Genomic DNA, 24,267 nt, shown 5'->3' with positions numbered 1-24,267 from the left:
GGGAAGGCAGTGAGGCTTGGCCGTGAGGGAAGGCGGGGGTACGGCGAAGGGCCGCACCCCCGGTCGCCCGGGGACCCGGCCCTCCCTGTGCCCTGCGGCCGTACCGCTTACTTGCGGATCAGGTTGCGCAGCACGTACTGCATGATGCCGCCGTTGCGGTAGTAGTCGGCCTCGCCGGGGGTGTCGATGCGGACGACCGCGTCGAACTCGACACCGGTGTCGGTGGTGACCTTGACCGTGCGCGGCGTGGTGCCGTTGTTGAGCTCCTCGACGCCGGTGAAGGAGAAGGTCTCCTCGCCGGTCAGGCCGAGGGACTCGGCGGAGGCGCCCTCCGGGAACTGCAGCGGCAGGACGCCCATGCCGATGAGGTTCGAGCGGTGGATGCGCTCGTACGACTCGGCGATGACGGCCTTGACGCCGAGGAGCGCGGTGCCCTTGGCGGCCCAGTCGCGGGACGAGCCGGAGCCGTACTCCTTGCCGGCCAGGACGACCAGCGGGATGCCCTGCTCGATGTAGTTGCGGGAGGCGTCGTAGATGAACGACACCGGGCCGCCGGCCTGGGTGAAGTCGCGGGTGTAGCCGCCCTCGGTGCCCGGCGCGATCTGGTTGCGCAGGCGGATGTTGGCGAACGTGCCGCGGATCATGACCTCGTGGTTGCCACGGCGGGAGCCGTAGGAGTTGAAGTCACGACGCTCCACACCGTGCTCGGTGAGGTACTTGCCGGCCGGGGTGTCGGCCTTGATCGCGCCGGCCGGGGAGATGTGGTCGGTGGTGACCGAGTCGCCCAGCTTGGCGAGCACGCGGGCACCGGCGATGTCGCTGACCGGGGCCGGCTCCATGCCCATGCCCTCGAAGTACGGGGGCTTGCGGACGTAGGTGGACTCGGCGTCCCACTCGAAGGTGTTGCCGGTCGGGACCGGGAGGGACTGCCACTGGGCGTCGCCCGCGAAGACGTCGCTGTAGGACTTGGCGAACATGTCCTCGCCGATGGCGCTGGCGACGACCTCGTTGACCTCGGCCTCGGTGGGCCAGATGTCCTTCAGGTAGACCGGGTTGCCGTCCTGGTCGGTGCCCAGGGCGTCACGGGTGATGTCCACCTTCATGGAGCCCGCGATGGCGTACGCGACGACCAGCGGCGGGGAGGCCAGGTAGTTCATCTTGACGTCGGGGTTGATCCGGCCCTCGAAGTTCCGGTTGCCGGAGAGGACCGAGGTGACCGCGAGGTCGTGGTCGTTGACGGCCTTGGAGACCTCCTCCGGCAGCGGGCCGGAGTTGCCGATGCAGGTGGTGCAGCCGTAGCCGACGAGGTTGAAGCCCAGCTTGTCCAGGTACGGGGTGAGGCCGGACTTCTCGAAGTAGTCGGTGACGACCTTCGAACCCGGGGCGAGGGTGGACTTGACCCACGGCTTGCGGGTCAGGCCCTTCTCGACCGCCTTCTTGGCGACCAGGGCGGCGCCGATCATGACGTACGGGTTGGAGGTGTTGGTGCAGGAGGTGATGGCCGCGACCGTGACCGCACCGTGGTCGATGGTGTAGGTCGTGCCGTCGGCGGCGGTGACCTGGACCGGGTTGGACGGCGTGCCGTTGGGGTGGACGGCCGGGGCGTCGGAGGCCGGGAAGGACTCCTCGCCCGCCTCGTCGGCGGTGGTGACGTAGTTCAGGACGTCGGTCTTGAACTGCTCGGCCGCGTTGGCGAGGACGATGCGGTCCTGCGGGCGCTTCGGGCCGGCGATCGACGGGACGACCGTGGAGAGGTCCAGCTCGAGCTTCTCGGAGAAGTCCGGCTCGGCCTTCGGGTCCAGCCAGAGGCCCTGCTCCTTGGCGTAGGCCTCGACGAGCGCGACCTGCTGGTCGGAGCGGCCGGTCAGGCGCAGGTAGTTCAGGGTCTCGTCGTCGATCGGGAAGATCGCGGCGGTGGAGCCGAACTCCGGCGACATGTTGCCGATGGTGGCGCGGTTGGCCAGGGAGGTGGCGGCGACGCCCTCGCCGTAGAACTCGACGAACTTGCCGACCACACCGTGCTTGCGGAGCATCTCGGTGATGGTGAGCACGAGGTCGGTGGCGGTGGTGCCGGGCTGCAGCTCACCGGTGAGCTTGAAGCCGACGACGCGCGGGATGAGCATGGAGACCGGCTGGCCGAGCATGGCGGCCTCGGCCTCGATGCCGCCGACGCCCCAGCCGAGGACGCCGAGGCCGTTGACCATGGTGGTGTGCGAGTCGGTGCCGACCAGGGTGTCCGGGTAGGCCTTGCCGTCGCGGACCATGACGACACGGGCCAGGTGCTCGATGTTCACCTGGTGGACGATGCCGGTGCCCGGCGGGACGACCTTGAACTCGTCGAAGGCGGTCTGGCCCCAGCGCAGGAACTGGTAGCGCTCCTTGTTGCGGCCGTACTCCAGCTCCACGTTCTGCTTGAACGCGTCGTTGGTGCCGAACTTGTCGGCGATGACGGAGTGGTCGATGACCAGCTCGGCCGGCGCCAGCGGGTTGATCTTCGCCGGGTCGCCGCCCAGCTCCTTCACGGCCTCACGCATGGTGGCGAGGTCCACGACGCAGGGGACGCCGGTGAAGTCCTGCATGATCACGCGGGCCGGCGTGAACTGGATCTCCTGGCTGGGCTGGGCCCCCGAGTCCCAGGTGCCGAGGGCGCGGATGTGGTCGGCGGTGATGTTCGCGCCGTCCTCCGTGCGGAGCAGGTTCTCCAGCAGGACCTTGAGGCTGTACGGCAGGCGGGCCGAGCCCTCCACCTTGTCCAGCCGGAAGATCTCGTACGACTCGTCGCCCACCTGCAGCGTGCTGCGGGCGTCGAAGCTGTTCGCCGACACGACAGTCTCCTTCATTGATGTGCGCGTACCACCGTCATCGTGCCGCCACGCCTGCTTGGCCGATCCAGTAAGGTAAGGCTAAGTTAGGCATCCCTTACCGGGGTGGCGGCTACGGTGCGCCTCGGCAGATATCTCGATGTCGAGATAACTCTAGTACATGGGGGCTGCCTGGTCATGTCCGACCACCCCCGCAGCGGCACGCGTCACGTCAGGGCGGTCCGTGCTGGGCGCATTCGGCATGAAGGTCGCCTCACCGGTCCGACCGGACGTACAGGCGGAACCCGAGCGGACCGAACCGGAGGCGGCGGGATTCCGCTCCGACGCTAGGCGCACCTACGCGCGCGTCACATCCCGGACAGAGCTGCGCGGCAGCTCCGGGGGCACACGATGTAACTCGTCACGGCCACCCCGCCCTATACGGAGTACGCGGCCGAGTCCTGAGTTGTGCGCTTCACATCTAGGACATTACGGTCTTTGTGCCCATTCAGCCACCTACCGGGTTTTCTCTGGCCATTGACGCCGCATCACCCGAATGGACCCCCCAAGAGGCGCCATCTCATATCTGAGATAGCCTCAACCTCATGTCAGACGACTACCTCGTACGCATCGGCAAGCTCATCCGTGACGCCCGGCAACATCGTGGCTGGACACAGACGCAGCTCGCGGAGGCGCTCGGCACCAGTCAGAGCGCCGTCAACCGCATCGAGCGCGGGAACCAGAACATCAGCCTTGAGATGATCGCCCGAATCGGCGAAGCCCTGGACAGCGAGATCGTGTCGCTGGGCTACGCGGGCCCGATGCATCTGCGGGTCGTCGGCGGTCGTCGGCTCTCCGGCGCGATCGACGTGAAGACCAGCAAGAACGCCTGCGTCGCCCTGCTGTGCGCCTCGCTGCTGAACAAGGGCCGCACGGTGCTGCGCCGGGTCGCGCGCATCGAGGAGGTGTACCGTCTGCTGGAGGTGCTGAACTCCATCGGCGTGCGCACCCGTTGGATCAACGACGGGGTCGACCTCGAACTGGTGCCGCCCACCGAGCTGGAGATGGCCGCGATCGACGCGGAGGCGGCCGTCCGCACCCGCTCCATCATCATGTTCCTCGGCCCGCTGCTGCACCGCATGGACCACTTCAAGCTGCCCTACGCCGGCGGCTGCGACCTCGGCACGCGCACCATCGAGCCGCACATGATCGCGCTGCGCCGGTTCGGCCTGGACATCGCGGCCACCGAGGGCCAGTACCACGCGCAGGTCGACCGCACGGTCCGCCCCGACCGCCCGATCGTGCTGACCGAGCGCGGCGACACCGTGACCGAGAACGCGCTGCTGGCCGCCGCCCGCCACGACGGCGTCACGGTCATCCGCAACGCCTCCTCCAACTACATGGTCCAGGACCTGTGCTTCTTCCTGGAGGCCCTGGGCGTACGGGTCGAGGGCATCGGCACCACCACGCTCACGGTGCACGGCGTGCCGAACATCGACGTCGACGTCGACTACTCCCCCTCCGAGGACCCGGTCGAGGCGATGAGCCTGCTGGCCGCCGCGGTCGTCACGGAGTCGGAACTGACCGTCCGCCGCGTCCCCATCGAGTTCCTGGAGATCGAGCTGGCGGTCCTGGAGGAGATGGGCCTCGACCACGACCGCAGCCGCGAGTACTTCGCGGACAACGGCCGTACGCGGCTGGTGGACCTCACCGTCCGCCCCTCCAAGCTGGAGGCGCCGATCGACAAGATCCACCCCATGCCCTTCCCGGGCCTGAACATCGACAACGTCCCGTTCTTCGCGGCCATCGCGGCGGTCGCCTCGGGCCAGACCCTGATCCACGACTGGGTCTACGACAACCGCGCCATCTACCTGACGGACCTCAACCGCCTCGGCGGCCGGCTCCAACTCCTGGACCCGCACCGCGTCCTGGTCGAGGGCCCGACCCGCTGGCGCGCCGCCGAGATGATGTGCCCGCCGGCCCTCCGCCCGGCCGTGGTCGTCCTGCTCGCCATGATGGCGGCCGAGGGAACGTCCGTCCTGCGCAACGTCTACGTCATCAACCGGGGTTACGAGGACCTCGCCGAGCGCCTCAACTCGATCGGCGCGCAGATCGAGATCTTCCGGGACATCTGAACGGCGCGGTGTCGTGCCCCTTGGAGGCAAGGGGCACGACACCTCAACATGCCAGCTGACCTGTGGGTACTCACCTTCACGACCCTCCATTGATCACTGTTGTTTTTGAGCGCCTTGTGCAACGCATGCGCAAGATGATCTTGAATGGGTGACAACACGTCAGAGATGCCTGAGCATCCGTCAGCCTTCACGGAGAGTTGTCGTCGCAGTGGCCTCGCAACGTCCGAGGAGCGGCGGCGGTGACGGTGGCGTCCCACGTCCCCGTCGGCGACCCGCAAGTGCGGTTCGTGTCGATGCAGTTGCCGCCCACGAAGTATCGGGCCATGTTCGATCCGCACCTGTATGCGTTGGCCGCGGCGATCCGTGCGGCTCGGCCGGACGTCGGTGCAGCCGTCCCGGCGTTATAGGCGAGTAGACATTCATCCAGCGTCACGCTGTCCCGTCTCGAGCGCTTTGTCGCTACGGGCCTTGCTGGCGAACAATCTGGCTGCTGCAGGACAGAGCGGCCCGCTTGCCCAAGAACGGGGCCGCATGAAATGTGGCCACACCGGCGATCAGGATCGAGCCATAGATCAGCGGCAGGGCGTGCCGTGCTGGGTCGTCTTGGCGATCAAGAGTATCGGCGCCACGGCGGCGAAGGTCATCCCGTCGACGAACGGCATCCGGGGGCCGCTCCTCCAGACGCCGAGCGTCTGCAGCGGGGTGGCCAAGCCCGAGGTGAGCCTGGTCAGACGGCGGACCAGCCGTACTGGATCAGAATCCGCTCCCCTGGGCCGATGCTCCCCGCGCGGCCGAGGTCTTGTGCTTGGCGCTGCCAGTGCTCCGCCTCTTCGGAGCAGCCCGGCTTGTCCTTGAGAAGCACGGCAAGGTATGCCGCTGCCACGCCGGTCCCCTCGGAGGCCCAGTGGGTCAGGGCAGACAGGGCGTGGTCCTCGTGTTCGGGAAACTCCATGAGGACCAGCGTTGCGTAGTCGACGGCTGCTAGGGCGTCACGGTACACAACCGGCTCTAGGAGGCGGAGTGCCGCCTCGGGCTTGTCGGCAGCCTGCCACTGGAAGAGGGCGAGGTCGACTGCGGAGGCGGTGCGTCCCATTGCGGCGGCGGCTGTCCAGTGGTCGACCGCCTGCCGTGTGTCGCCGCGCTCCAGGGCAAGCAAGGCCAGCGCGTGACGGGCGGTCGCCGCGATCTCTACGTCCACCGACCGGGCGGCCAACTGAAAGACGTGAAGGGCACTCGGCGATTGTTGTTCGTGCAGGGCCAGGCCCAATCGGCGAAGCCCACGTGGGGCGAGGTCGGGATCGTCTTCCTCGCGTGCCCGGTTCCCGAGTCCAAGTAGGACGGTCGTGGCGATCTGCTGCCGGCACGCGTCGCGCCCTGATGCGTAGTACATCAGTTCCATCTCGTCGTCGTGGGCAGCATTCCCCTTTGCGATGATCTCGGACTGGAGGAGGAAGGTGACGGTCGGATCCGGGCCGCCGATCGCGATCTGGCACGCGGCCGCCACGAAGTACGGAGAGTCATGGCCGACAAGCTCATGGATCGCCTTCTTCTTGACCTCGTACGTCGTCTCGGACAGGAGCAGGTGAGTCAGAACGGTGGCGGCCGCATCGGCGCCCATCGCCTGGCGCATGACCGCGAGCATCTCGGCGGCGGCTCGTGGTGGAGTGTCTGGGGCGTTGACGAACGCGACGATGTCCTTCTGGGCCATAGCCGTGTGACGCGGTCCCTGGCCCGCCCAGCACAGCAATGACTCCAACCGTGCGATCAGGTCGGTCTCCGCGGTGAGCGCGCCTCGCCGTAGCGCGTAGGCCTTCTCCCTCTCGTTGTCGTATGTTTCCCGGTGGCACATGTCGACCACGTGCAGTTTCATGTCGCGGTCGACCCCGGTGTACCCCAGCATCTGGGCGAGCAGTGCCGCGCCGTGGGCGCGGCTCTCGGCATCCAGGCCGAGCAACGCGAAGCCGATGTCGATCAGGCTGGTGTAGCTCTGGAAACTGAGGCCGAGGTCCAGGGCCAGCTGCCACAGGACCGGGCCAGCGCGACGAGGATCGTCAATGCGGGCCAGGGCGGTGGCGGCCCCGACCCGCAGCCATCGATCCGCTTCGCGATCGCAGGCCAGTAGGTGGATCTCATCGCGGATCCGTTCCTTGTCCTGTGGCTGATCCAGGCGGGCCAGCAGTAGCAGAAGGGTCAACCGAAGGTCACCCGAGGTGAGCCCCAGGGCGTCGATGATCGCCCGCGCGGCGCTGGCCATGGGTTGGACATACCTGGATTGCTCGCCCAACTCCCAGAGCAGCTTCAGGGCGCGGGTTCGTTCGGCAGCCGGTGATGCCGGAGCGAGGGCAAGGTCCACCAGCGCCTTCACGGTGCTGTCGTAGAGGTCCGGCTGCAGCCGTGCGAGCCCCCTGGCCAAGGCCAGCAGGTTCTCCGGGGCGGTTTCCCGGGTCAGCAGGATCTCGGCGGCGGCGTCGAGGTGTCGGGCGATCGCTGGCCAGGTGCCGAGATTGCGGTCGGCGACAACACGGATCCAGGGTTCGGGTTCGCCTTGGGCGAGCGCAACCGACTCGATGACCCTGCGGGCTTCGTCGTCGCTGCAGGCCTCGATATCCAACAGGTGGCCTAGTGCCTGCAGCCGGTGGAACGTGCGCTGGGACGTCGACTGCGCGATCCAGCGAAGTTCCGCCTCAGCCGCAGCAGTGCGGCGGACGACAACGGACGCGGCGGCAAGGCTGAGCAGGACGGAGGCATCGTCCGCGGACTTCGCCCGGCGGATCGCTGCGGCGAAGCGGTCGTCCAGGGCTGCACGCTGCTCTGCCGTGAGTTCGGAGCAGACGTGATGGAGATCCGTCCACAATCTCTCGTCGACGTGGTAGGAGCCGTTGAAGCGCGTGACGATGAGAGCGGCGATCCTCCGGTCGAATGAAGGGTGACGCACGCCCAGCCTGTGCAGCGCACCCAGAAGTTGAACGCTGACGGTCGTGTGCGATGAGAGAAGGCACTTTGTCAAGGCGCCAAGAGCCTTGGGGTGCTCGAGATGGGCCAGGTCGATCGCGTGTTGAACAGGATCCCCGGACGTGCTCTGGGCGCTCCCCTGTTGTGTCGCGGTGAGGTGTTGAAAGTACTGCTCGGCGACGACCTCGACGAGTTCCGGGTCGGTGGCCAGGAGCAGTCGACCCGCCTCGCGCTGCGTGCCCAAGTCCGCTGAGCGATCTCGCAACACGTTGTGCAGCGAGAGTACTGCCATCCCCTGGTCCTCTTCGGAGTCGAGAAGGATGCGCGCCACATTGAGCCGGCGCGCGGGTCCGAGAAAGCGAGCGGCAAGGCTCTTCTTCAGTGCGGCACGTACCAGGTCCTGGTCGAGGAGGCCGGATGCAGCAGGCCCTACGCGATCCCACATGCGCGGTGTGTGTCTGAGGAATCCGTCGATCGTGTCGGTAAAGAATTTCAGTGCTTCCGGTTCGGCGATGGCACCGTAGGCGAGGAGTTCCGCCGCGACGATGCTGGCCAGGTCCCCGTGTCCCTGAAGGATGCTGACCAGGCCAGCTTCCGGCTCCTTGCGGGTGTAGTGGACGAGTACCTGGCGGGCCAGGCCGTTCAGGCTGCCCGGCCGGATCGCCCGTCCGACCCACAGATCCCACTGTGGTGTCGACAGATCGACCTCGGCCGGGAGGGTTGATGCGTAGTAGGCGGCGGCGAGGTGCTCCGCGAAGGACTGGTGGATGAACTCGATCTCCTGGCCCGACCGCGCGACCAACCCGGTGGTCGTGACAGACGTCAGCAGCAGGTCCTGCCAGTCTGGAGGGCGCACCTCGGGCATGGTCTCGGCCGCCGAGGCGTTGGTCTCGACCCACCGGGTGACCTCAAGGGTCAGACGGTTTCCCGTCTCCAGCGCCTGCCGCGCAAGGTGGCGCACTAGTTCGAGGCGCTGGTCGTTGAGCCACTGCACGAATCGCTGACCACCCGGCACAGCCAGGAAGCGCTGCTGTGTCTTGACCCATTGCTCGCCCGCCTCTTCGGCATGACCGAACATGAGGTATGAGATGTACTCCTCGTACATCTCATACCTGCTGGTGGGCAGCGTCCGGCCGGGATCCTTCTCGAACATGATCGCCGCGATCGTCGCCAGCAAGGGGACACGGGCGACATCGGTCAGCGCAGCCCGCCGGATGCCCTTCAGGAACCTCTCGACGAGATCGGCAGCGCCAGGCGCACGCCTGGAGCCGAACCACGCAGTGGCGAAGGCACGCAAAGTCAGGTGGTCGAAGGGTTCGAGAGCGTACTCGGCTCCGCCGGCGGCGCTGCGGAGGGCCTTCATGACGGCCGGATTGAGGAGGCGCGTGGTGACAATCAGTCGGTAAGGCGAATTCGCGCGCATGGCCTGGCTCGTGAGCATGCTGACAATACGGTCCTGCGCTGCCGTGTCAGTCACCTCATCCAGCCCGTCGACCAAGACGAGCCACGAACCGCCCGGGACCGGCGCCTCCAGCAGCCCGATCGGTACACCGGTCGCAGCGGCAAGCGCCTGCGACCATGTGGTAACCCTCGTACCCAAGAGGTTGTGAGCCTTGACATAGAGCGGGATCAGTCGATCATTGCCGCTCTCGTTGCCCGACCCGTCGATCCACGGACGCCCCCATCGATCGGCAACACGAAGCGCGAGTGACGACTTGCCGTAGCCCGGTCCGCCGACCACGACCGCGTGGTGGTGATCGCGAATGATCTCGTCGATCGTGCGCAGAACGGGATCGCGTGGCTGGCGTTTCTGTTCCTTCTCGCGCTTCTGGCCGGGGTCCGGCCGCTGATCGAGCGACTGAGGAACGTAGACTTGACTCAGCAGCGGCCGGGCATCACTCGGCAGCCAGTACGGGGTTTCGTCCGACAGGACGCACTGCTCGGCAAGGCGATTCCGCAGGGGTGCCGCCAGCGTATGGACATGATCGTCGCGACCGGCGTAGAGCTGGTACTCGGAACCGTCCAGCGCACGAATGTGGACACTGATCGGGGTCTGTGGCGGGCCACCGGCTGTGTAGAGCTCATCGAACCGGCCCTTGGCGTGCTCGACGAGACTGGTCAGATCTGGCCGCAGATCGAGGGCGTGCTCTTCCAGCCAATCGAGTACGGCGTGGGAGAAGACGCCGCTGCGCAGGACCGCGTCGTTCTCGGCGACCTGGCCGGCGGCGGAGGCATGTAGGAGGAACTGTTCGATGCTGCGCCGCGGGGCCGAGGGAAAGGCGGCGACGGCGGGCCCTGTCTCCTGGTGATGGTACTCCAGGAACGTCGCACAGGTGTCGAAGAAGAAGACCTGCTTTCGGAAGCCCGGCAGGTCGGCGCGGGCGAGGTGTTCGCGCAGATCGGTCACGTCGATGCAGCGCTTGTCGTTCAAGGAGGCGTCGGGGCACAGCAGCAGGCGCCGGTCACCGTAGTCCAGGACACCGTGGCTGCCCCAGAAGACGTACAGCACTTCGCCCGCCCGGCTGTTGAGGTCGAACGTGAACACGTCCATGAGCTGGTCGCGCGACTGTGCCTCGCACCAGGTGAGTTGAGCTTCCCTGGCCTGTGCATCCAGCTTCGGCAGGCTGCCCTCTACTGGGGCCAACAGAAGCTGGATGTTGCCGCTCGGCACGCCGCCCTTGCGCAGCCACTGGGCGAAGCGCATAGCGTCACCTGCCGCACCTGGAAGATTCCACTCGGGGTGCCGGGGATAGCGTTCGAGACCAACCGCGACGGCGTGGATGTGCGCGGGGTCGACCACGCTCAGCCTATCCATGTGCCGATTGCGTCCCAGACTTTGCGGTTGGACCAGTAGGCGCTGTGCGCGAACGGGAACGGCTGCCGGTTGTCGACCTCCTGGTCGTAGGCGTGCGAGGGAAAGACCTTGGCTGCGGTGAACGAGAGCAGATCACGCCTGTCGTAAAGGTTGAGCCATCGTCGAGGGAAGTGCGCAGGCAACGCCTGCGGATACTCGAGCGAGACCAGGGCCCCGGCCTCGTAGAAGAACGGGGCCTGTGAACCGACCGTGATCAGTTGATCGACCCGGTCCAGTTCCTCCTGCACCAACATGTCCACGCACGCCACACCGCCAAGGCTGTGAGCGATCACCGTAACTGCATCCCCAGGAGCTTGCTCGATGGTGCGCCTGATCAACCGGCGCAGCCCCTGTCCGCGGACCTGGTAGCGCAGGATGTCACCGACCGCAGGCAAGACGAACTGGTCGTTGAGAGCCCCACGCCGCCGCCCGGCGTGCCAGGTCAGCGCCCGCAGGGCCGGGGCCGCCGCCGCCTTGGCCACGGCCCCCGCGAGCGTGCGTCCCTGCGTGTGCAGGTCAGCACTGAGCAGGGACAGCAGGGTGTCACGCTCAGTGCCGTCCAAGGAGTCAACACCGCGGTCCGCCGCTTCCGCCAGGGTCGCTGCCACTACGGCACGTGCGAACGCATGCCGGTGCTCATAGCCGCCCTCGTCCGCCGTGGCCGCCGCATCCCGCAGCTCCGGCGACGCAGCCACGGTCCGCAGCGCCCTCCCGAGGGCACCGCACAATTCGCGTTCGGCGAAGGCTGCCGACACCTCGGGGGAAGGCGTGTAGTTCGAGAGCTCGGCGAGAAGCCTCTGCGCCGGACTCTGCCCTCTTCCAAGCCCCGAGGCGAGGGCCGGGCGCAGCCCCAGCAGACGCAGTTCGTAGCCGGGGTCCCGGTACAGTACACCCCAGACGGCCAGGTCTTGGTCCTCCTGTCGGCCGCCTCCGGACTGCGTGTAACCCGGAATGCAGGCACCGCCGAGGGCCAGGTCTGCACCCTCTTCACGCCCCCAGAAACAACCTCGCACCTCGAGCCCGGGGCGGAGACGGACCAGCGACGCCCGCACAGTCGCGAAGGTCCTGTCATACGACTCGACTCGTACACCTGTTCCATGCACGAATACCACCGCGCGTTGCACGATCCCCCCAACCCCGGACAGAACCCACGCCGCGCGCCTCCGCATGGCCCGCTTACGAGGCTAGTGCGGTCCGCCGCCTCATTCCAGCTTTTGCGCGAGTCCCCCTGCGCGCGATGAACGCCGAGGTCGAGGCCGCCGCGAGATCACGACTTGGAAACTGTCAGCACCGGACAGTCCAGAGGACACCAATCGTCGAGGAGGCGGCTCGCACGATCACCCGCGCCGGCTGGTGGATTGATCAACGATCCTCCGAGCCCGGCGACCTGACCGAGCTGCTCGAAGCGGCCACCGGCGCCGACCGGCCCACCGAGAACCCCCACTTCTGACCGCCCGGTGCCCCGCCCCTACGGGGCAGCGAGACGAACGGAAGAAGTACGCCCTTCTCTCCTGCCGTCAGACGGAGTTCATGCCCACCCAGTCCGAACCAAACGATCACGTTCGGGAAGCGGATGGGGTCTCAGACATGCATCGGCAGCTGGGCCCACACGAACGTGACGTGACAGCCCATCACGGGTCGATCTCACTCAACCGGCGACCTCGCAAAGTACCCGCGCTCCGACTAGCCTTCCGAAGGCGCAGGGGACGCGGATCAGGAAGCGACGGGTGGGGCTCGTGGGGTTCTGGCACACCGGCTACATGGAGTTCCATGAGCCGACCGGAATTGAATCGGTCGGACTACCAGCCCCGCCAAAGCCCCCTGAGCTTCCCTGCACTGAGTGTGGGCTCATCTTCTCGTCCGAGCGCGCCCTCCGAGCGCACCGCTTCGACGGTCATGCGACTAAGCGGCCGACCGTCCTCTTCAGGGGACGAGAGTGCGGGCGCACGCGCTTGATGGTCACGAGCCCCAGTGTCTCCGCCGATTGGGTGACCTCGGATGTCGAATCCATCGCCGTCAACGGCCGCGAAGCCTCACCGTCTGAGGCCGCCGGTTTCCTCGCGTCGGTGAAGGTTGGCGTCCAGACGGTGGCTGTTTCCAATGGCCCGCTGGAGCGGACGTTTGAGTTCGATTTCTGCCTTGCGGAAGAAGACGACCTCTGCCTCGTCGACCAGGCTTTGGAGAAGCTCATCTCCAGTCGCGAGTTGAGTCGCAACGCAATCGACACCTTCATCATGCGTGCCGGCCGCGGGGCGACGGCCCGCCGTTACCGCGAAGGTCTGGCGACATACCTGTACGGCGTGCTTGCGCGTGAGGAGGTCGAGGACCCCGGCCGGGTAGATGCGTCGGGTGCGCCGCTCTACGAGCAGCGGTACAACAGCGCCGTCTCTTTTCTGTCGGCCTTCGACCGGCCCGCAGCGGAGGCGATCTGCGGTTTGGTCGCGTTTCACTACAACCAGTTCGCACTTGCGGTGCGCAAGACCAACAGCCACCGCGTCTCCGATGTCGCGGCGCGGTTCCGATCCATCCTCACAGGCGGCTCATTCGTCACGACAAGCCTGGCCGACCGGTCGCACGGAAGCTTCGATCAGGCCTTGAGCGACTCCGTTACCGAGGACCTCCTGGACGTCGGTGCAGCGGCTTTGGACGGGACCCAGTCACCAGTGGTTACCAAGCTGCTGCCCTCACTGGGCGAGCTCCGGCCCCAGGACCAATTCAAGGTCCGACTCATCGCGGCTGAGGCGCTGCTCGCTGTGGGAGACATCGACGGTGCATCACGACACGGCGAGGCGCTCAGGCACTCTAAGGAAACCGGCGCCTGGTACGCAGGATTTCGGACCCGATTGCAAGAGGTAGGACGTTGAGCAACGAGACCATTCCAGAGCCCGGCGCGGAGTCGGGGCCGAGTGATCGCGCGTCGGCTACCGCTACCGGCGATGGCACCGCCTCGGCCGCGCCTACTGACAATGCGCATGTGGCATCCGCTGCGCAGCAGGGGCCACATCGGGCCAAGTCCAAGGCAAAACCAAAGCCGATCATTACCTCGATCGAGGAGTTGCTGACGTTCGCCTACGAGTCGAACGCTCGACTGCTTGAGTTCTCGAAGGAGGCCCTCAAGAAGCTGGCGATTACCGATGAGGGCTTCGCGTCACAGAGCGCGCTGGTCGGGTCTCTCGCGCCGACAGACCCAACGTTGTCGACCCCGTTCAAGCTGCTTCAGTATGTGGCGCGCCAGGGGGTCCCGCTCAAGCGTGCCGAGGATGGTGATCTCGCGCGGGCGTTGAACCGGATCGTTGAGCTCGCGGTAGTCGCAATGGGCCACAGTCCGGTGTTCCGGGTCTGGGTGGACCAGCTGGTCGATCCCTGCAAGGATCCGCAGCTCCCGACCGAACACGTGCGTGTCGAGGCCCGGCGGGTCGACGCCGAGAAGCTTGGACTGGCCTCGAAGCAGTTCAAGGCCGCAGACCGTGAGCGCCTCGTCAAGAATGCGATCGCGTGCTACGGACTTCTTCGCGCGCTCCAACGTGAGTGGACCCTGGATCAGTTCATCGATGCGTCGTACGACTCTGTCTGGAGGCACGAGGCGCCAAAGGCAGCAGGGCCAGAGCGAGCCGTCAGCGAGATCGGGGCAAGCAGCGATCTCGACGTACTCGGGATCGTCGGCGAGAACTACCTCGCCCGGATCGCCCGCTTGGAACAGCAGGTCACAAAACTCGAGCATGAGGCTGGTGCTGCGCGGAATCGCGAGACACGGCTCCGCCATGAGCTTTCGACCGTCGAGGAGCGTGAGCGATCTGCGCTGGCTCGCGCCGACGCGTTCTCTGCCGACGTGGTGCGACTACAGAAGGAGCTCGCGGCTGAGCGCGACAACAGAGTGGTCGACAAGAGCCATATGGCGGACGACTACGAAACGCTGCGAACGCGTATCATCCGGCGCCTCGGGGGTGAGATCGATCTACTCACCGATGGTCTGCACGCACTCCGGAACGGTGCGCCCAACGTCGCGGAGGAGTTCCTCGACCGTTCCCTGCTTGCCCTCACGCGTGAGGTCGAGCAGCTGAAGGACGCGTCTGGAGGCTTCGCGTGATCGTCGGGTTCGACTTCGGAACGACCAACAGCCTGGTTTCGGTGGTAGTGGGTGACCGCGTGATCGACGTGATGGACGTCGAGACCGGCCGGCCACATCCCTCGATCGTCCGATACGAAGGCGAGCAGGTAGTCGTCGGCCGCGAGGCCAAGGACGCGTTGGGTGCCGCGGGCATCGGGGTGCACGGCAACACGGTGAAATCGCCGAAGTTCCTCCTCGGCGAGGAGGCAATCGCCGTCGGAGGCGTCGAACGGAGCCCCGTGGACATCGTTGCGGACGTCGTGCGGCACGTCCGATCGGAGTCCCTGCGCAGTCCGCAGCGGAAGGTGCTCGGCGACCTCGACAACGCTGTGGTCACGATCCCCGTGACCATGAATGGGCACCGGCGCGCGGCGCTGCGAGAGGCGTTCGCCGGGGCCGGGATGGGTGTAGCCCAGTTCGTCCACGAGCCGCTCGCCGCCCTGTATGGGTTCATCCGGGGAGCAAACGACCCAGAAGAGATGGCGCGGCGGCTTGCACGACGAAACGTCCTGGTTGTCGATTGGGGCGGCGGAACGCTGGACCTGACTCTCTGCCGAGTCGACGAAGACCAGGTTCGACAACTTCGTAACGGTGGCTCGACCCAGGTCGGCGGCGACGAGTTCGACAAGGTAATTCGCGACGAGGTCGTGAAGCGCGCTCGGGCTCGCGGAAGTGCCACTGACGACGACCTCGCGATCCCTGAGGCTGAGCTCCGGCTCCTCCAGGACGCGGAACGCAACAAGATCGAGCTCTCGGCTGACCGCGTTGACGTGACGTTCTACCGGCCAAGTTACTTCCAATCAGGTGCCACGTTGCAGTACCAGCTCACGCGTCAGGAGCTGGAGGAGATCACACGGCCGCTAGTGACGGCAGGTATTGATGAGATCGAGTCGCTGCTCGGCAGCTTGTCGATGGCGCCCGGCCAGGTCTCGCTAGTCGTCGTGGTCGGTGGCATGGCGGCCATGCCCGCGATTCGGAGCCGACTGCACGAGTTGTTTGGCCCGGACCGAGTTGAGGTGCCGACGAACAGTGCCACGTTGATCTCACAAGGAGCCGCGTGGATTGCGCATGACAGGCAGAGGCTCCGACTGGCAAAGCCCATCGAACTCGAACTCGCCCGTGGGTCGTTGATGCCGCTCCTCGCTGCGGGCACTGAAATGCCTCTCGGTGGAGAGGTCAAGCACGAAACCCTCCACCTGTACTGCGCGGATCCGACGGACGGGAAGGCGAAATTTCCGATCGCTACTCCGACCGCGTTGTCATCACATCCGCAGGCGAGCGAGCGGCGAACGTCGCTGGGAATGATCACACTCGGCGTCGACGAGACCGCGCCGCCACTGCACGAGCGTCTCGAGCTGAAGGTCGTTCTCGACGACGACTTGGTCTTGTCGGTCGAGGCGTCATCAAGCCAGAAGCGCGATCGGGTCACGGCGTCGTACTACGACCTGGAGTTCGGTCTTGGCCTCCCGGCTTTGGCTATGCCCGGAGGTGCTACCGCGGCCCCAAAAGCACCTGAGGAGTCCGTGGCCGCGCCACAGGCGGGACTGGTCGTCCGTGCGAATGTGGCGAGGGACAAGGACCAGGCGACCGTTCCCGGCGACGTGCTGTATCTGCACAATTCAAGGGCCTTCGCCCGGCACGTGCGCGACGGAGCGACAGAAGCCCAGGTGCGGGAACACCTGTACTACAAGCCGTGCGCCGTCTGCAAGCGCCAGTGGGGGCACCCGGAGTGTCGATGCGGATCGGCGTGACATGGCGAGCGCTAAGGCACTCGTGCGCGTGCTTGACCACGGAAAGAAAGTCGAGTCTGGAGTCCGCCGTCTGATTCGTCTGACTCCCGATGGATATGCGGGCGTCGCGTATGCGGGCTCCGTCTACCCCCTCCGGCAGGGCGATCTCATTGACCTGTGCGGATCGAGCTGGGAACTCGCGGACTGCGATCGTTTCCTGTTCGCCGGAGCAGAGGTTCCGTACGCTCCCATTGCCGGTGAACCGCCGGAGGCGGCCAGCGGTTTCGACGTCGAGTGGCACCTCGAAACCAACCAGTACGGGCATTACGTCGTCTTCAACGCGTCGGAGCGCGTTGCCAGCAGCTTCGTGTCAGCGCTTGAGGACGCAGATCTCAACGTCCAGCGCTGGGACGTCAGCCATCGTCCAGCAGATGACGGCAACTTCTACGACTGGTTCGCGCGCCTTCGGTTCAAGGGCAGCCAAGCCGAAGCACTTGCGCTCGTCGGGGCTGTCATCGCACCGCCGTCGTCTCTCGCGCCGGCGGTGCCAGTCACGGATCCGACTACCGCTCGACTCGCTGATGCCGAGGCTCGAATCGAGACGCTGCTCAACCAGCTGTACGTCGCGACACGCAAGGGTGAGGCTGCTGAACGTGAGCTCGCGCAGCTCCGTCACGATCTTGCGAGCGCCGAAGCGAGCGAGCGTCAATACCGAGAATCCGTTGCCCTCGCAGAACGCCATCATTCAGATCTGCAAGAGCAACTCGCCGTGCTCCGACAAGGCCTGGGAGGCATGGCTGACACGGCGGAACTGGTCAAGAGCCTCGCTGACGCCGAGGAACTTCGAGAACTCGCTCTTGCCGAGAACTCCTTGCTGCTGGAGCGTCTGCGGGCGGCCAACTCGGAGGCCGCAAAAAGCGAAGCACGCGCTGACGACTTGGCAGCGCAGGTGGACGCACTCCTTGGGAGCGTGTCGGAACTTGAAGCGCTGGAGACGGAACGACTTCGCGTCGTGACGGCGCAACGGCCTCGGCGCGGGGGTGTCATTGAGTTCCTGCCTCAGGCGTTCAGCCGCCTCGAGTTCGTTCTCGATGCAGTCGATGTGATCGCCAACCTTGACTCGCCAGCATCCACGATGAGAGCACTTGCTGAGATCGACTCTGGGCGCCTTGTAGGGACGGCCCTTGAGGGAATGCGTGGCTGGTTTGAGGTGACAAAATTGGCAACGGGCATCGCGGGAAGCGAGCGACTTGGCCGCATCTACTACAAGCCGGACAGCCAAAGAGTGCTTGTCAGTGTGCACATCAAACACGACGACCAGCAGCAGAGACGCCACATTGAGAGGCTGCGAGCCTTCTGACCCCCGGTTACCGGCGCCTGAGGCAGCCTCGATGTCGGAGCGTTCGACGCGCAGTTCCTTGGCGTCGGGCCTGGCGGTCCAAGGCCGGATGGCGTCCCGCTGAGTGGTGCAGTCGATCAAGCTGACGGAATCCCCCGGTCCCGGCCCGAATCGCCCTCGCCGGAGGCCCTGTTGAGGCCCGCCGGGTCGGGACCAGGCGTGATCGCACGGCAGCTGGCAGCAGCACGTACCGGACGGCTCCAAAGCGGAAGCGACGGACCGTGATCGGCTACACCACGACCGGGGACATGACCCAGGGCGCCGAAGGTCGGTGACAATAGGCGGCGCACTCCGGAGTAGGACCAGTGCCGTCCCGACGGTAAGGGGGCGACGCAGTTCCATGTACGTCACCTTGAAAGTGCTCCGCCATAGGAGAAGACGCCGACCGGTTGGTGCGCCCTGAAACCGGAGAGCGGTAGACAGAAGGTCGACTCGCTTATCGGGCGCCAATTGCGTCAACAATTGGTCAGCCTGCGGTGAGAGCCGACCACCCAGCCGCCGCGGACAGCAGCGGAGGTGCGCGGATCGTGGCGGGGGCTTGGCACACGCTATCGTGCATCAACTCTCGGCGCGGGACGTAGGTCCCGACTCGGCTTGGCCGATTACTCGTTACCGTCCCACGCTCCTAGCGTCGCTGCTCGACGAGCCTCTGGCTCTGCCGAAACTGAGGACCGGCCACACCGCGTGCTAGCGGCTCACCTGCCACTGCACAACCCCAACACCACCGATGTGGATCGCGGGCCGGGAAGGGCGACGCCTCCCGGTGTCCGCCGGCGGTGTGCGAGGCGTCGGACACCGCCGGCCGGGGATCGAAGGCGACGGCCGTAGCCGTGGGAGCGGTTCGCTCGTCACGGATTCCCGGACAGCGGATCGAGGAAGGTCAGTACGGAGGCGTCCTCCTCGATCAGCGGGGCGAGGGCGGTGTTGAACGGGTGGCCGTACGGGGCGTTCAGGTGCGCCTGGAAGGCATCCGCGTCGCGGTACACCTCGAAGATCCAGAAGGCACGCGGGTCGGACGCCTTGGTGTAGACGTCGAAGACGAGGTTGCCTTCTTCCTCGCGCACCTTCACGGCATAGTCGCCGATCAGGCGGGAGACCTCGCCCTCTGCCCCCTCTCGGGCGGTGAACTCGGCGAGCAGGGTTTTCTTCACGGTCTCAGTGTCCTTGTCAGGTGTGCGCGGAATCGAGGTGCCAGACGACGGCCTTGTCCAGCCTCACCGAGCCGTTCTCGGCGAAGACCCGCACTCCCTGGCCGGCGGGGTCGGGGAAGATCTGGTCGGTGATCACGGCCTCGCCGCTGCCGCCGAAGACCTCGACGGACGACCAGTCGACGAGTATCCGCAGCTTCACCTTGCCGTTGTCGGCCTTCAGCGGCGCGGTCTGGACACCGGGGAAGCTGTTGTTGAAGTCCACGGCGCCGGAGTGGGTGCGGTCGACGTACAGCTCCTGCGTCGTGGTGTCGTAGCCGATGACGGTCTCCTCTCCCCCGGCTCCGGTGCGCACCTTGAGGCCGAAGCGTTCGGCGTCCTTGAGGGCGAAGGTGGCCTCGATGTCGAGTGCCTTGCCCGCGGCGGCGCCGGTCAGGGGCTCCGACGTGTTCGTGACGGTGATCCCGGTCGTGGAGGCCGGGTCCTGACGCAGGGACGCCACGCTGTTCACCGGCTTGCTGGTCAGCCGGATGCGGCCGTCGATCGTGCGCAGGGCCATCTCCCGGGGGATGCTCTGCGCGCCGCGCCAGGGGGAGGTGGGGATGGAGCCGGCGTAGTCCCAGTTGTTCATCCAGCCGATCATGTACCGCTTGCCGTCCGGGACGTTCTCCCAGGACACGGCCGCGTAGTAGTCCTTGCCGTGGTCGGCCCAGTCGGCGCGCTGCAGGACGGACTTCGCGGGGGTGTCGGCGGCGGTGAACGTGTCGGCGAGGATGTGGCCCCAGCCCGCGGTGTTCATGTCGACGAGCTGGACCTGGGCCTTCTTGCCGAGGTAGGGGCGCATGTCGAAGGAGGCCCAGTCCATGGTCTCGCTGTTGGAGCCGGTGGCGCTGCGGACGACCTTTCCGTCGACGAGGAGGTTGACGGACGTCTCCTGGGACATGGGCCGGGCCTGGGTGTCGGACAGCATGATCTGGTCGACGTTGATGTGGCCCCAGCCGCCGGTGTTGTCGTCGACGATCCTGATCTGCGCCTTCTTGCCGGCGAGGTCCTTGACGTCCCACGAGGCCCAGTTGAGTGCCTCGGCGTCCTGGCCGGTGGCGCTGCGGACCACCGTGCCGTCGACGATGAGCTCGACGGCGGTCGGGGTGTCGGAACCGGCGGGGTGGTTGCCGCCGCCGACGAGGAAGTTCACGTAGTCCTTGTCGAGGGTGAACTCGGGCGAGGTCAGGGTGCCCGTGGTGGAGTCGCCGCCGAGGTAGCTGTTGACCAGGCCGCCGCCCAGGAAGCCGGAGACCTCCTGCTGGTCGGGCAGGGTGCCGGTGGCCGGTGCGGTGCCGAAGGCGTCGCCGGTCGTCGTCCAGTCGCCGTAGGTGCCGCCTTCGAAATCGGCGAGGACCGTGCCCGCGGGCGGGGGTCCCTGCTCCGGAACGGTGCCGTCCATGTGCGGGTGCCGACCGCCGCCGACCTTGAAGTTCAGGTACTCGCTGTCGACGGTGAACTCGGGCGAGGTCAGAGTGCCGGTGGTGCCGTCACCGGAGTGGAAGCTGTTGGCGAGGCCCTTGCCGTCGAAGCCGTCGACGGTACCCTGGCCGTCCAGCGCCCCGGCTGCGGGTGCCTGGCCGAACGCGGTGCCGGTGGTCGTCCACGAACCGAAGTCGGTGCCCTCGAAGTCCTGTACGACCGTGCCGGCGGGCGGCGTGTAGGTGCCCTTGTCCTCCGCGGTGAACCTCGTGCCGTCGAAGTCGCCGATGAAGTACTGGGCGGCCGAACCGCCCGCGATGCCACCGGGGTTGACGTTGACGACGAGAACCCACTTGATCTTCTTCTTGTCCCCGTCGACCGCGAGCGGGAACAGGTCGGGGCACTCCCACACGCCGCCCGTCGCGCCGGACGGTCCGAAGTCGCTGAGCAGCGTCCAGTCCTTGAGGTTCTTCGACGAGTAGAACCGCACCTTGTGCCCGGTGGACAGCGACACCGTCATCAGCCAGCTCCTGGTGGGGGCGTACCACTGGACCTTGGGGTCGCGGAAGTCGGTGGAGCCGATGTCGATGACGGGATTGCCCTGGTACTTGGTCCACGTTCTGCCGCGGTCGGTGCTGTAAGCGAGGGCCTGGGCCTGCTTGCCGGTGGCCTTGTCGTAGCTGGTGTACACCGCCACCATGGGGGGATTCGTCTCGCTGCCGAAGCCGGTGGTGTTGTCCCAGTCGACGACGGCACTGCCGGAGAAGACCATCTCCTGGTCGTCGTACGACAGGGCGAGCGGCAACTGCTTCCAGTGCACGAGGTCCTCGCTCACCGCGTGCCCCCAGGACATGTCGCCCCATGAGTTGCCGCCCGGGTTGTACTGGTAGAAGAGGTGGTACTCGCCCTTGTAGTACACGAGTCCGTTGGGGTCGTTCATCCAGTTCTTCTCCGGAGTGAAGTGGAACTGGGGGCGGTAGGTCTCGGTGTACGGCGGGTCGCTGTCGGCGGCGACGGCCCGGGGGGCGAGAGGCGCGGCGGACAGGGCGCAGACGGTCGCCACCGTCGCGATCGTCCGCACGCGGGCATGCCGGGATATGCGTCTCGAGCTCATGAGTGTCTCCTGTGCTGCGGCCGTCCACGCCGCCAGGCCTGTGGCCCGGGGTGGACCGACCGGAAAGGGACGCCCTGGCCGGCATCGTCGTCCACGCCGCCGACCGGGGTGTCATCGTTGACTTGTGTCATCGATGACATCGAGTGCCCCGATGATGAGCGCAGTCCGGCCGACGCGTCAACGGGTGCGAGCGTGATCGCCCGGCGTGGCCGACTGTGCGTCAGGCGCCTTCGGCGGTCGCGAGTTGCACCAGATCGCGCTGCCACGGCGGGTTGGGGCCGGCAACCGAACAGGTCAGGGCCGCGACCCGAGCGGCGAACAGGCAGGCTTCCGCGACCTCGTCGAGGCCGAGACCGGTCAGCCGGCCGCCCAGGAGCCCGCGGGCGCCGAGGTGGTGCAGCAGCCCGGCGGTGAAGGAGTCCCCCGCGCCGACCGTGTCGACGACCCGCGTGGCCACCGCCGGCACCCGCAGGCGTTCACCGTCGAGTGAGGCCAGGGCACCGTCCGTACCGAGCGTGACCACGACGAGCCGCGCTCCCGCGGCGTGCCACGTGTCGCACGCCTGCTCGGGCGGGGTGCCCGGCAGGAGAAGTTCCAGGTCGTCCTCACTGAGCCGGAGGATGTCGGCGAGCCCGCACCAGTGCGCCAGCCGGTCTCGGTAGGCGTCGAGGCGCACCAGCAGCGGCCGGACGTTGGGATCGATGCTGACGGTGGCCCGTGGGGCGGCCGCCGCCAGGAAGTCCTCCACCACGGCTCCGCCGGGCTCACGGACGAGTGCCAGGGACCCGGTGTGCACACAGGCGGTGTCGGACAGATCCACCCTCGCCAGCTCCTGCGGAGTCCACTGCCAGTCGGCCGTGTTCTGCGCGTGGAACGAGAACGCGGCCCGCCCCTGGGCGTCCAGCTCCGCCACGGCCAGCGTGCTGGGCTCGGCGGCCGCGACGGCGTACGACAGGTCGACGCCGGACGCCTCGAGACGGTCCCGGAACAGCCGGCCGAACACGTCGCCGGACAAGCGGGCCAGGAAGCGGGCGGGGGTGCCCAGCCGAGCCAGGGCCACCGCCGTGTTCGCGGGTCCGCCGCCCGGCAGTACCCGAAGTGCGAGTTCGTTCGCGGCGCTTGCGGGTTCGGTGAAGGCGTCGGCGACGCACTCTCCCAGGACGGTGATCTGACGCGGGCTCATGGGCTGCTCTTTTCTTGGAACGCACGGGCTGAACGGGCACGTTGCGGGCAGTCGCGGAACGGCTTCGGGCGGGCGACGGCCACGGGCGTTGCCGATTTGTGACAGGCGTAAGGCATTGACGTTGCCTGGAGGCGGAGTCCATCATCCTCGCCAAGCAGTGTCAACGATGACATAAGTCAACGATGACACCCCGGACCGCATGGCCCGATGCCCGCCGCTCGCCCGCAATCCCGCTGGAGTCGTTCATGTCACGCATCTCTCGTCTGCCCTCCTCCTTGCTCAGAGCCGCCGCGTGCACGGGCATCGCCGCCCTCACCCTGACCGCTTGTGGATCCGGATCCGGATCGGGCACGTCGAGCGCCGGATCGGGCAAGGTCAAGGTCGGTCTGATCACCAAGACCGACACCAACCCGTTCTTCGTGAAGATGAAGGAGGGCGCGGAGAAGTCCGCCAAGGAGGACGGCGTCCAACTGATGACCGCCGCAGGCAAGTTCGACGGTGACAACGCCGGTCAGGTCACCGCCATCGAGAACATGGTCGCCGCGGGCGTGAAGGGCATCCTGATCACCCCGAGCGACTCCAAGGCGATCGTGCCCGCGATCCAGAAGGCCCGCGCCAAGGGTGTCCTGGTCATCGCCCTGGACACCCCGACCGAGCCGCAGAGCGCGGTCGACGCCCTCTTCGCCACCGACAACCTCCACGCCGGCGAGCTGATCGGCGAGTACGCCAAGGCCGCCATGAAGGGCAGGACGGCGAAGATAGCCACCCTCGACCTCGCGCCGGGCGTCTCCGTGGGCGTGCAGCGGCACAACGGTTTCCTGAAGGGCTTCGGCGCCACCGACAAGGACGTCGTCTGCGCCCAGGACACCAATGGCGACCAGGCCAAGGGCCAGACGGCGATGGAGAACTGTCTGCAGAAGGAACCGGACGTCAACCTCGTCTACACCATCAACGAGCCGGCCGCCCTGGGCGCGTACACCGCGCTGAAGGCCAAGGGGCGTGAGAAGGACGTCCTGATCGTCTCGGTCGACGGCGGCTGCACCGGCACCCAGGCGGTCAAGGACGGGAAGATCGCCGCGACTTCACAGCAGTACCCGCTGAAGATGGCTGCCGAAGGCGTCAAGGCCGTCGTCACCTATGCCAAGGACGGCAAGAAGGCGTCGGGTTACACCGACACCGGCGTCACCCTGATCACCGACAAGGCGCAGGCGGGGGTCACGTCCAAGGACACCGCCTACGGCCTGGAGAACTGCTGGGGCTGACGCCCCCGGGACCGTACGACACAGCGACTCCCCACAGGCTCTCGGCGGGGCGGTCGGCCCGTCTCCCCGACCAGGGACGGCCGCCCCCTCGCCCTGGCGACGGGGACGTCTGTCCTC

The 24,267-nt window shown here is 66.8% G+C and carries 13 protein-coding genes; 7 read left to right on the top strand and 6 right to left on the bottom strand.

All coding sequences use genetic code 11. From position 1 onward, the window contains the following. Positions 1-107: 107 nt before the first annotated feature. Positions 108-2,825: an aconitate hydratase AcnA gene (gene acnA, locus ABZ865_RS00665; protein WP_361222003.1), complete on the bottom strand. Its 2,718-nt coding sequence runs from the start codon at positions 2,823-2,825 to the stop codon at positions 108-110. 581 nt (positions 2,826-3,406) lie between these two features. Between acnA and ABZ865_RS00660 the strand changes: the two genes are divergently transcribed. Then, a complete protein-coding gene (locus ABZ865_RS00660; RefSeq protein WP_361222001.1) occupies positions 3,407-4,936 on the top strand; it encodes a UDP-N-acetylglucosamine 1-carboxyvinyltransferase in 1,530 nt (509 codons plus the stop codon). A gap of 727 nt (positions 4,937-5,663) precedes the next feature. Here the strand turns inward: ABZ865_RS00660 and ABZ865_RS00655 are convergent. Next, complete coding sequence (locus ABZ865_RS00655; RefSeq protein WP_361221999.1) at positions 5,664-10,688, bottom strand: hypothetical protein; 5,025 nt, start codon at positions 10,686-10,688, stop codon at positions 5,664-5,666. A 2-nt stretch (positions 10,689-10,690) separates the two neighbouring features. Continuing rightward, complete coding sequence (locus tag ABZ865_RS00650; protein ID WP_361221997.1) at positions 10,691-11,794, bottom strand: hypothetical protein; 1,104 nt, start codon at positions 11,792-11,794, stop codon at positions 10,691-10,693. Positions 11,795-11,979: 185 nt separating this feature from the next. Between ABZ865_RS00650 and ABZ865_RS00645 the strand changes: the two genes are divergently transcribed. From ABZ865_RS00645 to ABZ865_RS00625, 5 genes are all read left to right on the top strand, one after another. Beyond that, positions 11,980-12,192, top strand: a complete 213-nt coding sequence (locus tag ABZ865_RS00645; protein WP_361224418.1) for a hypothetical protein — start codon at positions 11,980-11,982, stop codon at positions 12,190-12,192. A gap of 538 nt (positions 12,193-12,730) precedes the next feature. Next, positions 12,731-13,606 (top strand): hypothetical protein, encoded by an 876-nt coding sequence (locus tag ABZ865_RS00640; RefSeq protein ID WP_361221995.1) that lies wholly within the window; start codon positions 12,731-12,733, stop codon positions 13,604-13,606. Next, the gene (locus ABZ865_RS00635) at positions 13,603-14,829 is read left to right on the top strand and encodes a hypothetical protein (RefSeq protein ID WP_361221993.1); all 1,227 of its coding nucleotides are present in this window, start codon (positions 13,603-13,605) and stop codon (positions 14,827-14,829) included. The genes ABZ865_RS00640 and ABZ865_RS00635 overlap by 4 nt, the downstream gene beginning before the upstream one ends. Then, the gene (locus ABZ865_RS00630) at positions 14,826-16,601 is read left to right on the top strand and encodes an Hsp70 family protein (RefSeq protein ID WP_361221991.1); all 1,776 of its coding nucleotides are present in this window, start codon (positions 14,826-14,828) and stop codon (positions 16,599-16,601) included. The genes ABZ865_RS00635 and ABZ865_RS00630 overlap by 4 nt, the downstream gene beginning before the upstream one ends. A 1-nt stretch (position 16,602) precedes the next feature. Beyond that, positions 16,603-17,940 carry a hypothetical protein gene (locus ABZ865_RS00625; protein WP_361221989.1) on the top strand — a complete coding sequence of 446 codons (1,338 nt, stop codon included), beginning with the start codon at positions 16,603-16,605 and terminating at the stop codon, positions 17,938-17,940. 887 nt (positions 17,941-18,827) lie between these two features. Here ABZ865_RS00625 and ABZ865_RS00620 read toward each other — a convergent pair. The 3 genes from ABZ865_RS00620 to ABZ865_RS00610 form a co-directional block, all read right to left on the bottom strand. Continuing rightward, the gene (locus ABZ865_RS00620; RefSeq protein WP_361221988.1) at positions 18,828-19,130 is read right to left on the bottom strand and encodes a putative quinol monooxygenase; all 303 of its coding nucleotides are present in this window, start codon (positions 19,128-19,130) and stop codon (positions 18,828-18,830) included. Between the two features lie 16 nt (positions 19,131-19,146). Next, positions 19,147-21,705, bottom strand: coding sequence for a GH32 C-terminal domain-containing protein (locus ABZ865_RS00615; protein WP_361221986.1), 2,559 nt, complete (start codon positions 21,703-21,705; stop codon positions 19,147-19,149). Positions 21,706-21,925: 220 nt separating this feature from the next. Next, a complete protein-coding gene (locus ABZ865_RS00610; protein WP_361221984.1) occupies positions 21,926-22,888 on the bottom strand; it encodes a carbohydrate kinase in 963 nt (320 codons plus the stop codon). 245 nt (positions 22,889-23,133) lie between these two features. Between ABZ865_RS00610 and ABZ865_RS00605 the strand changes: the two genes are divergently transcribed. Continuing rightward, a complete protein-coding gene (locus tag ABZ865_RS00605) occupies positions 23,134-24,150 on the top strand; it encodes a sugar ABC transporter substrate-binding protein (RefSeq protein ID WP_361221982.1) in 1,017 nt (338 codons plus the stop codon). The last annotated feature ends 117 nt before the right edge of the window (positions 24,151-24,267 follow it).

Origin of the sequence: Streptomyces sp. NPDC047085, from assembly GCF_040643735.1 — a bacterium.
In the GTDB taxonomy this organism is placed as follows: domain Bacteria; phylum Actinomycetota; class Actinomycetes; order Streptomycetales; family Streptomycetaceae; genus Streptomyces.
Note: the sequence above shows the minus strand (reverse complement) of the source record. Positions and strands in the feature narration are given on the sequence as shown.

Coding starts and splice junctions, on each gene's coding strand:
- ABZ865_RS00660 (WP_361222001.1), top strand. CDS start 3,407: ATGTCAGACGACTACCTCGTACGCATCGGCAAGCTCATCCGTGACGCC.
- ABZ865_RS00645 (WP_361224418.1), top strand. CDS start 11,980: ATGAACGCCGAGGTCGAGGCCGCCGCGAGATCACGACTTGGAAACTGT.
- ABZ865_RS00625 (WP_361221989.1), top strand. CDS start 16,603: ATGGCGAGCGCTAAGGCACTCGTGCGCGTGCTTGACCACGGAAAGAAA.
- ABZ865_RS00615 (WP_361221986.1), bottom strand. CDS start 21,705: ATGAGCTCGAGACGCATATCCCGGCATGCCCGCGTGCGGACGATCGCG.
- ABZ865_RS00610 (WP_361221984.1), bottom strand. CDS start 22,888: ATGAGCCCGCGTCAGATCACCGTCCTGGGAGAGTGCGTCGCCGACGCC.
- ABZ865_RS00605 (WP_361221982.1), top strand. CDS start 23,134: ATGTCACGCATCTCTCGTCTGCCCTCCTCCTTGCTCAGAGCCGCCGCG.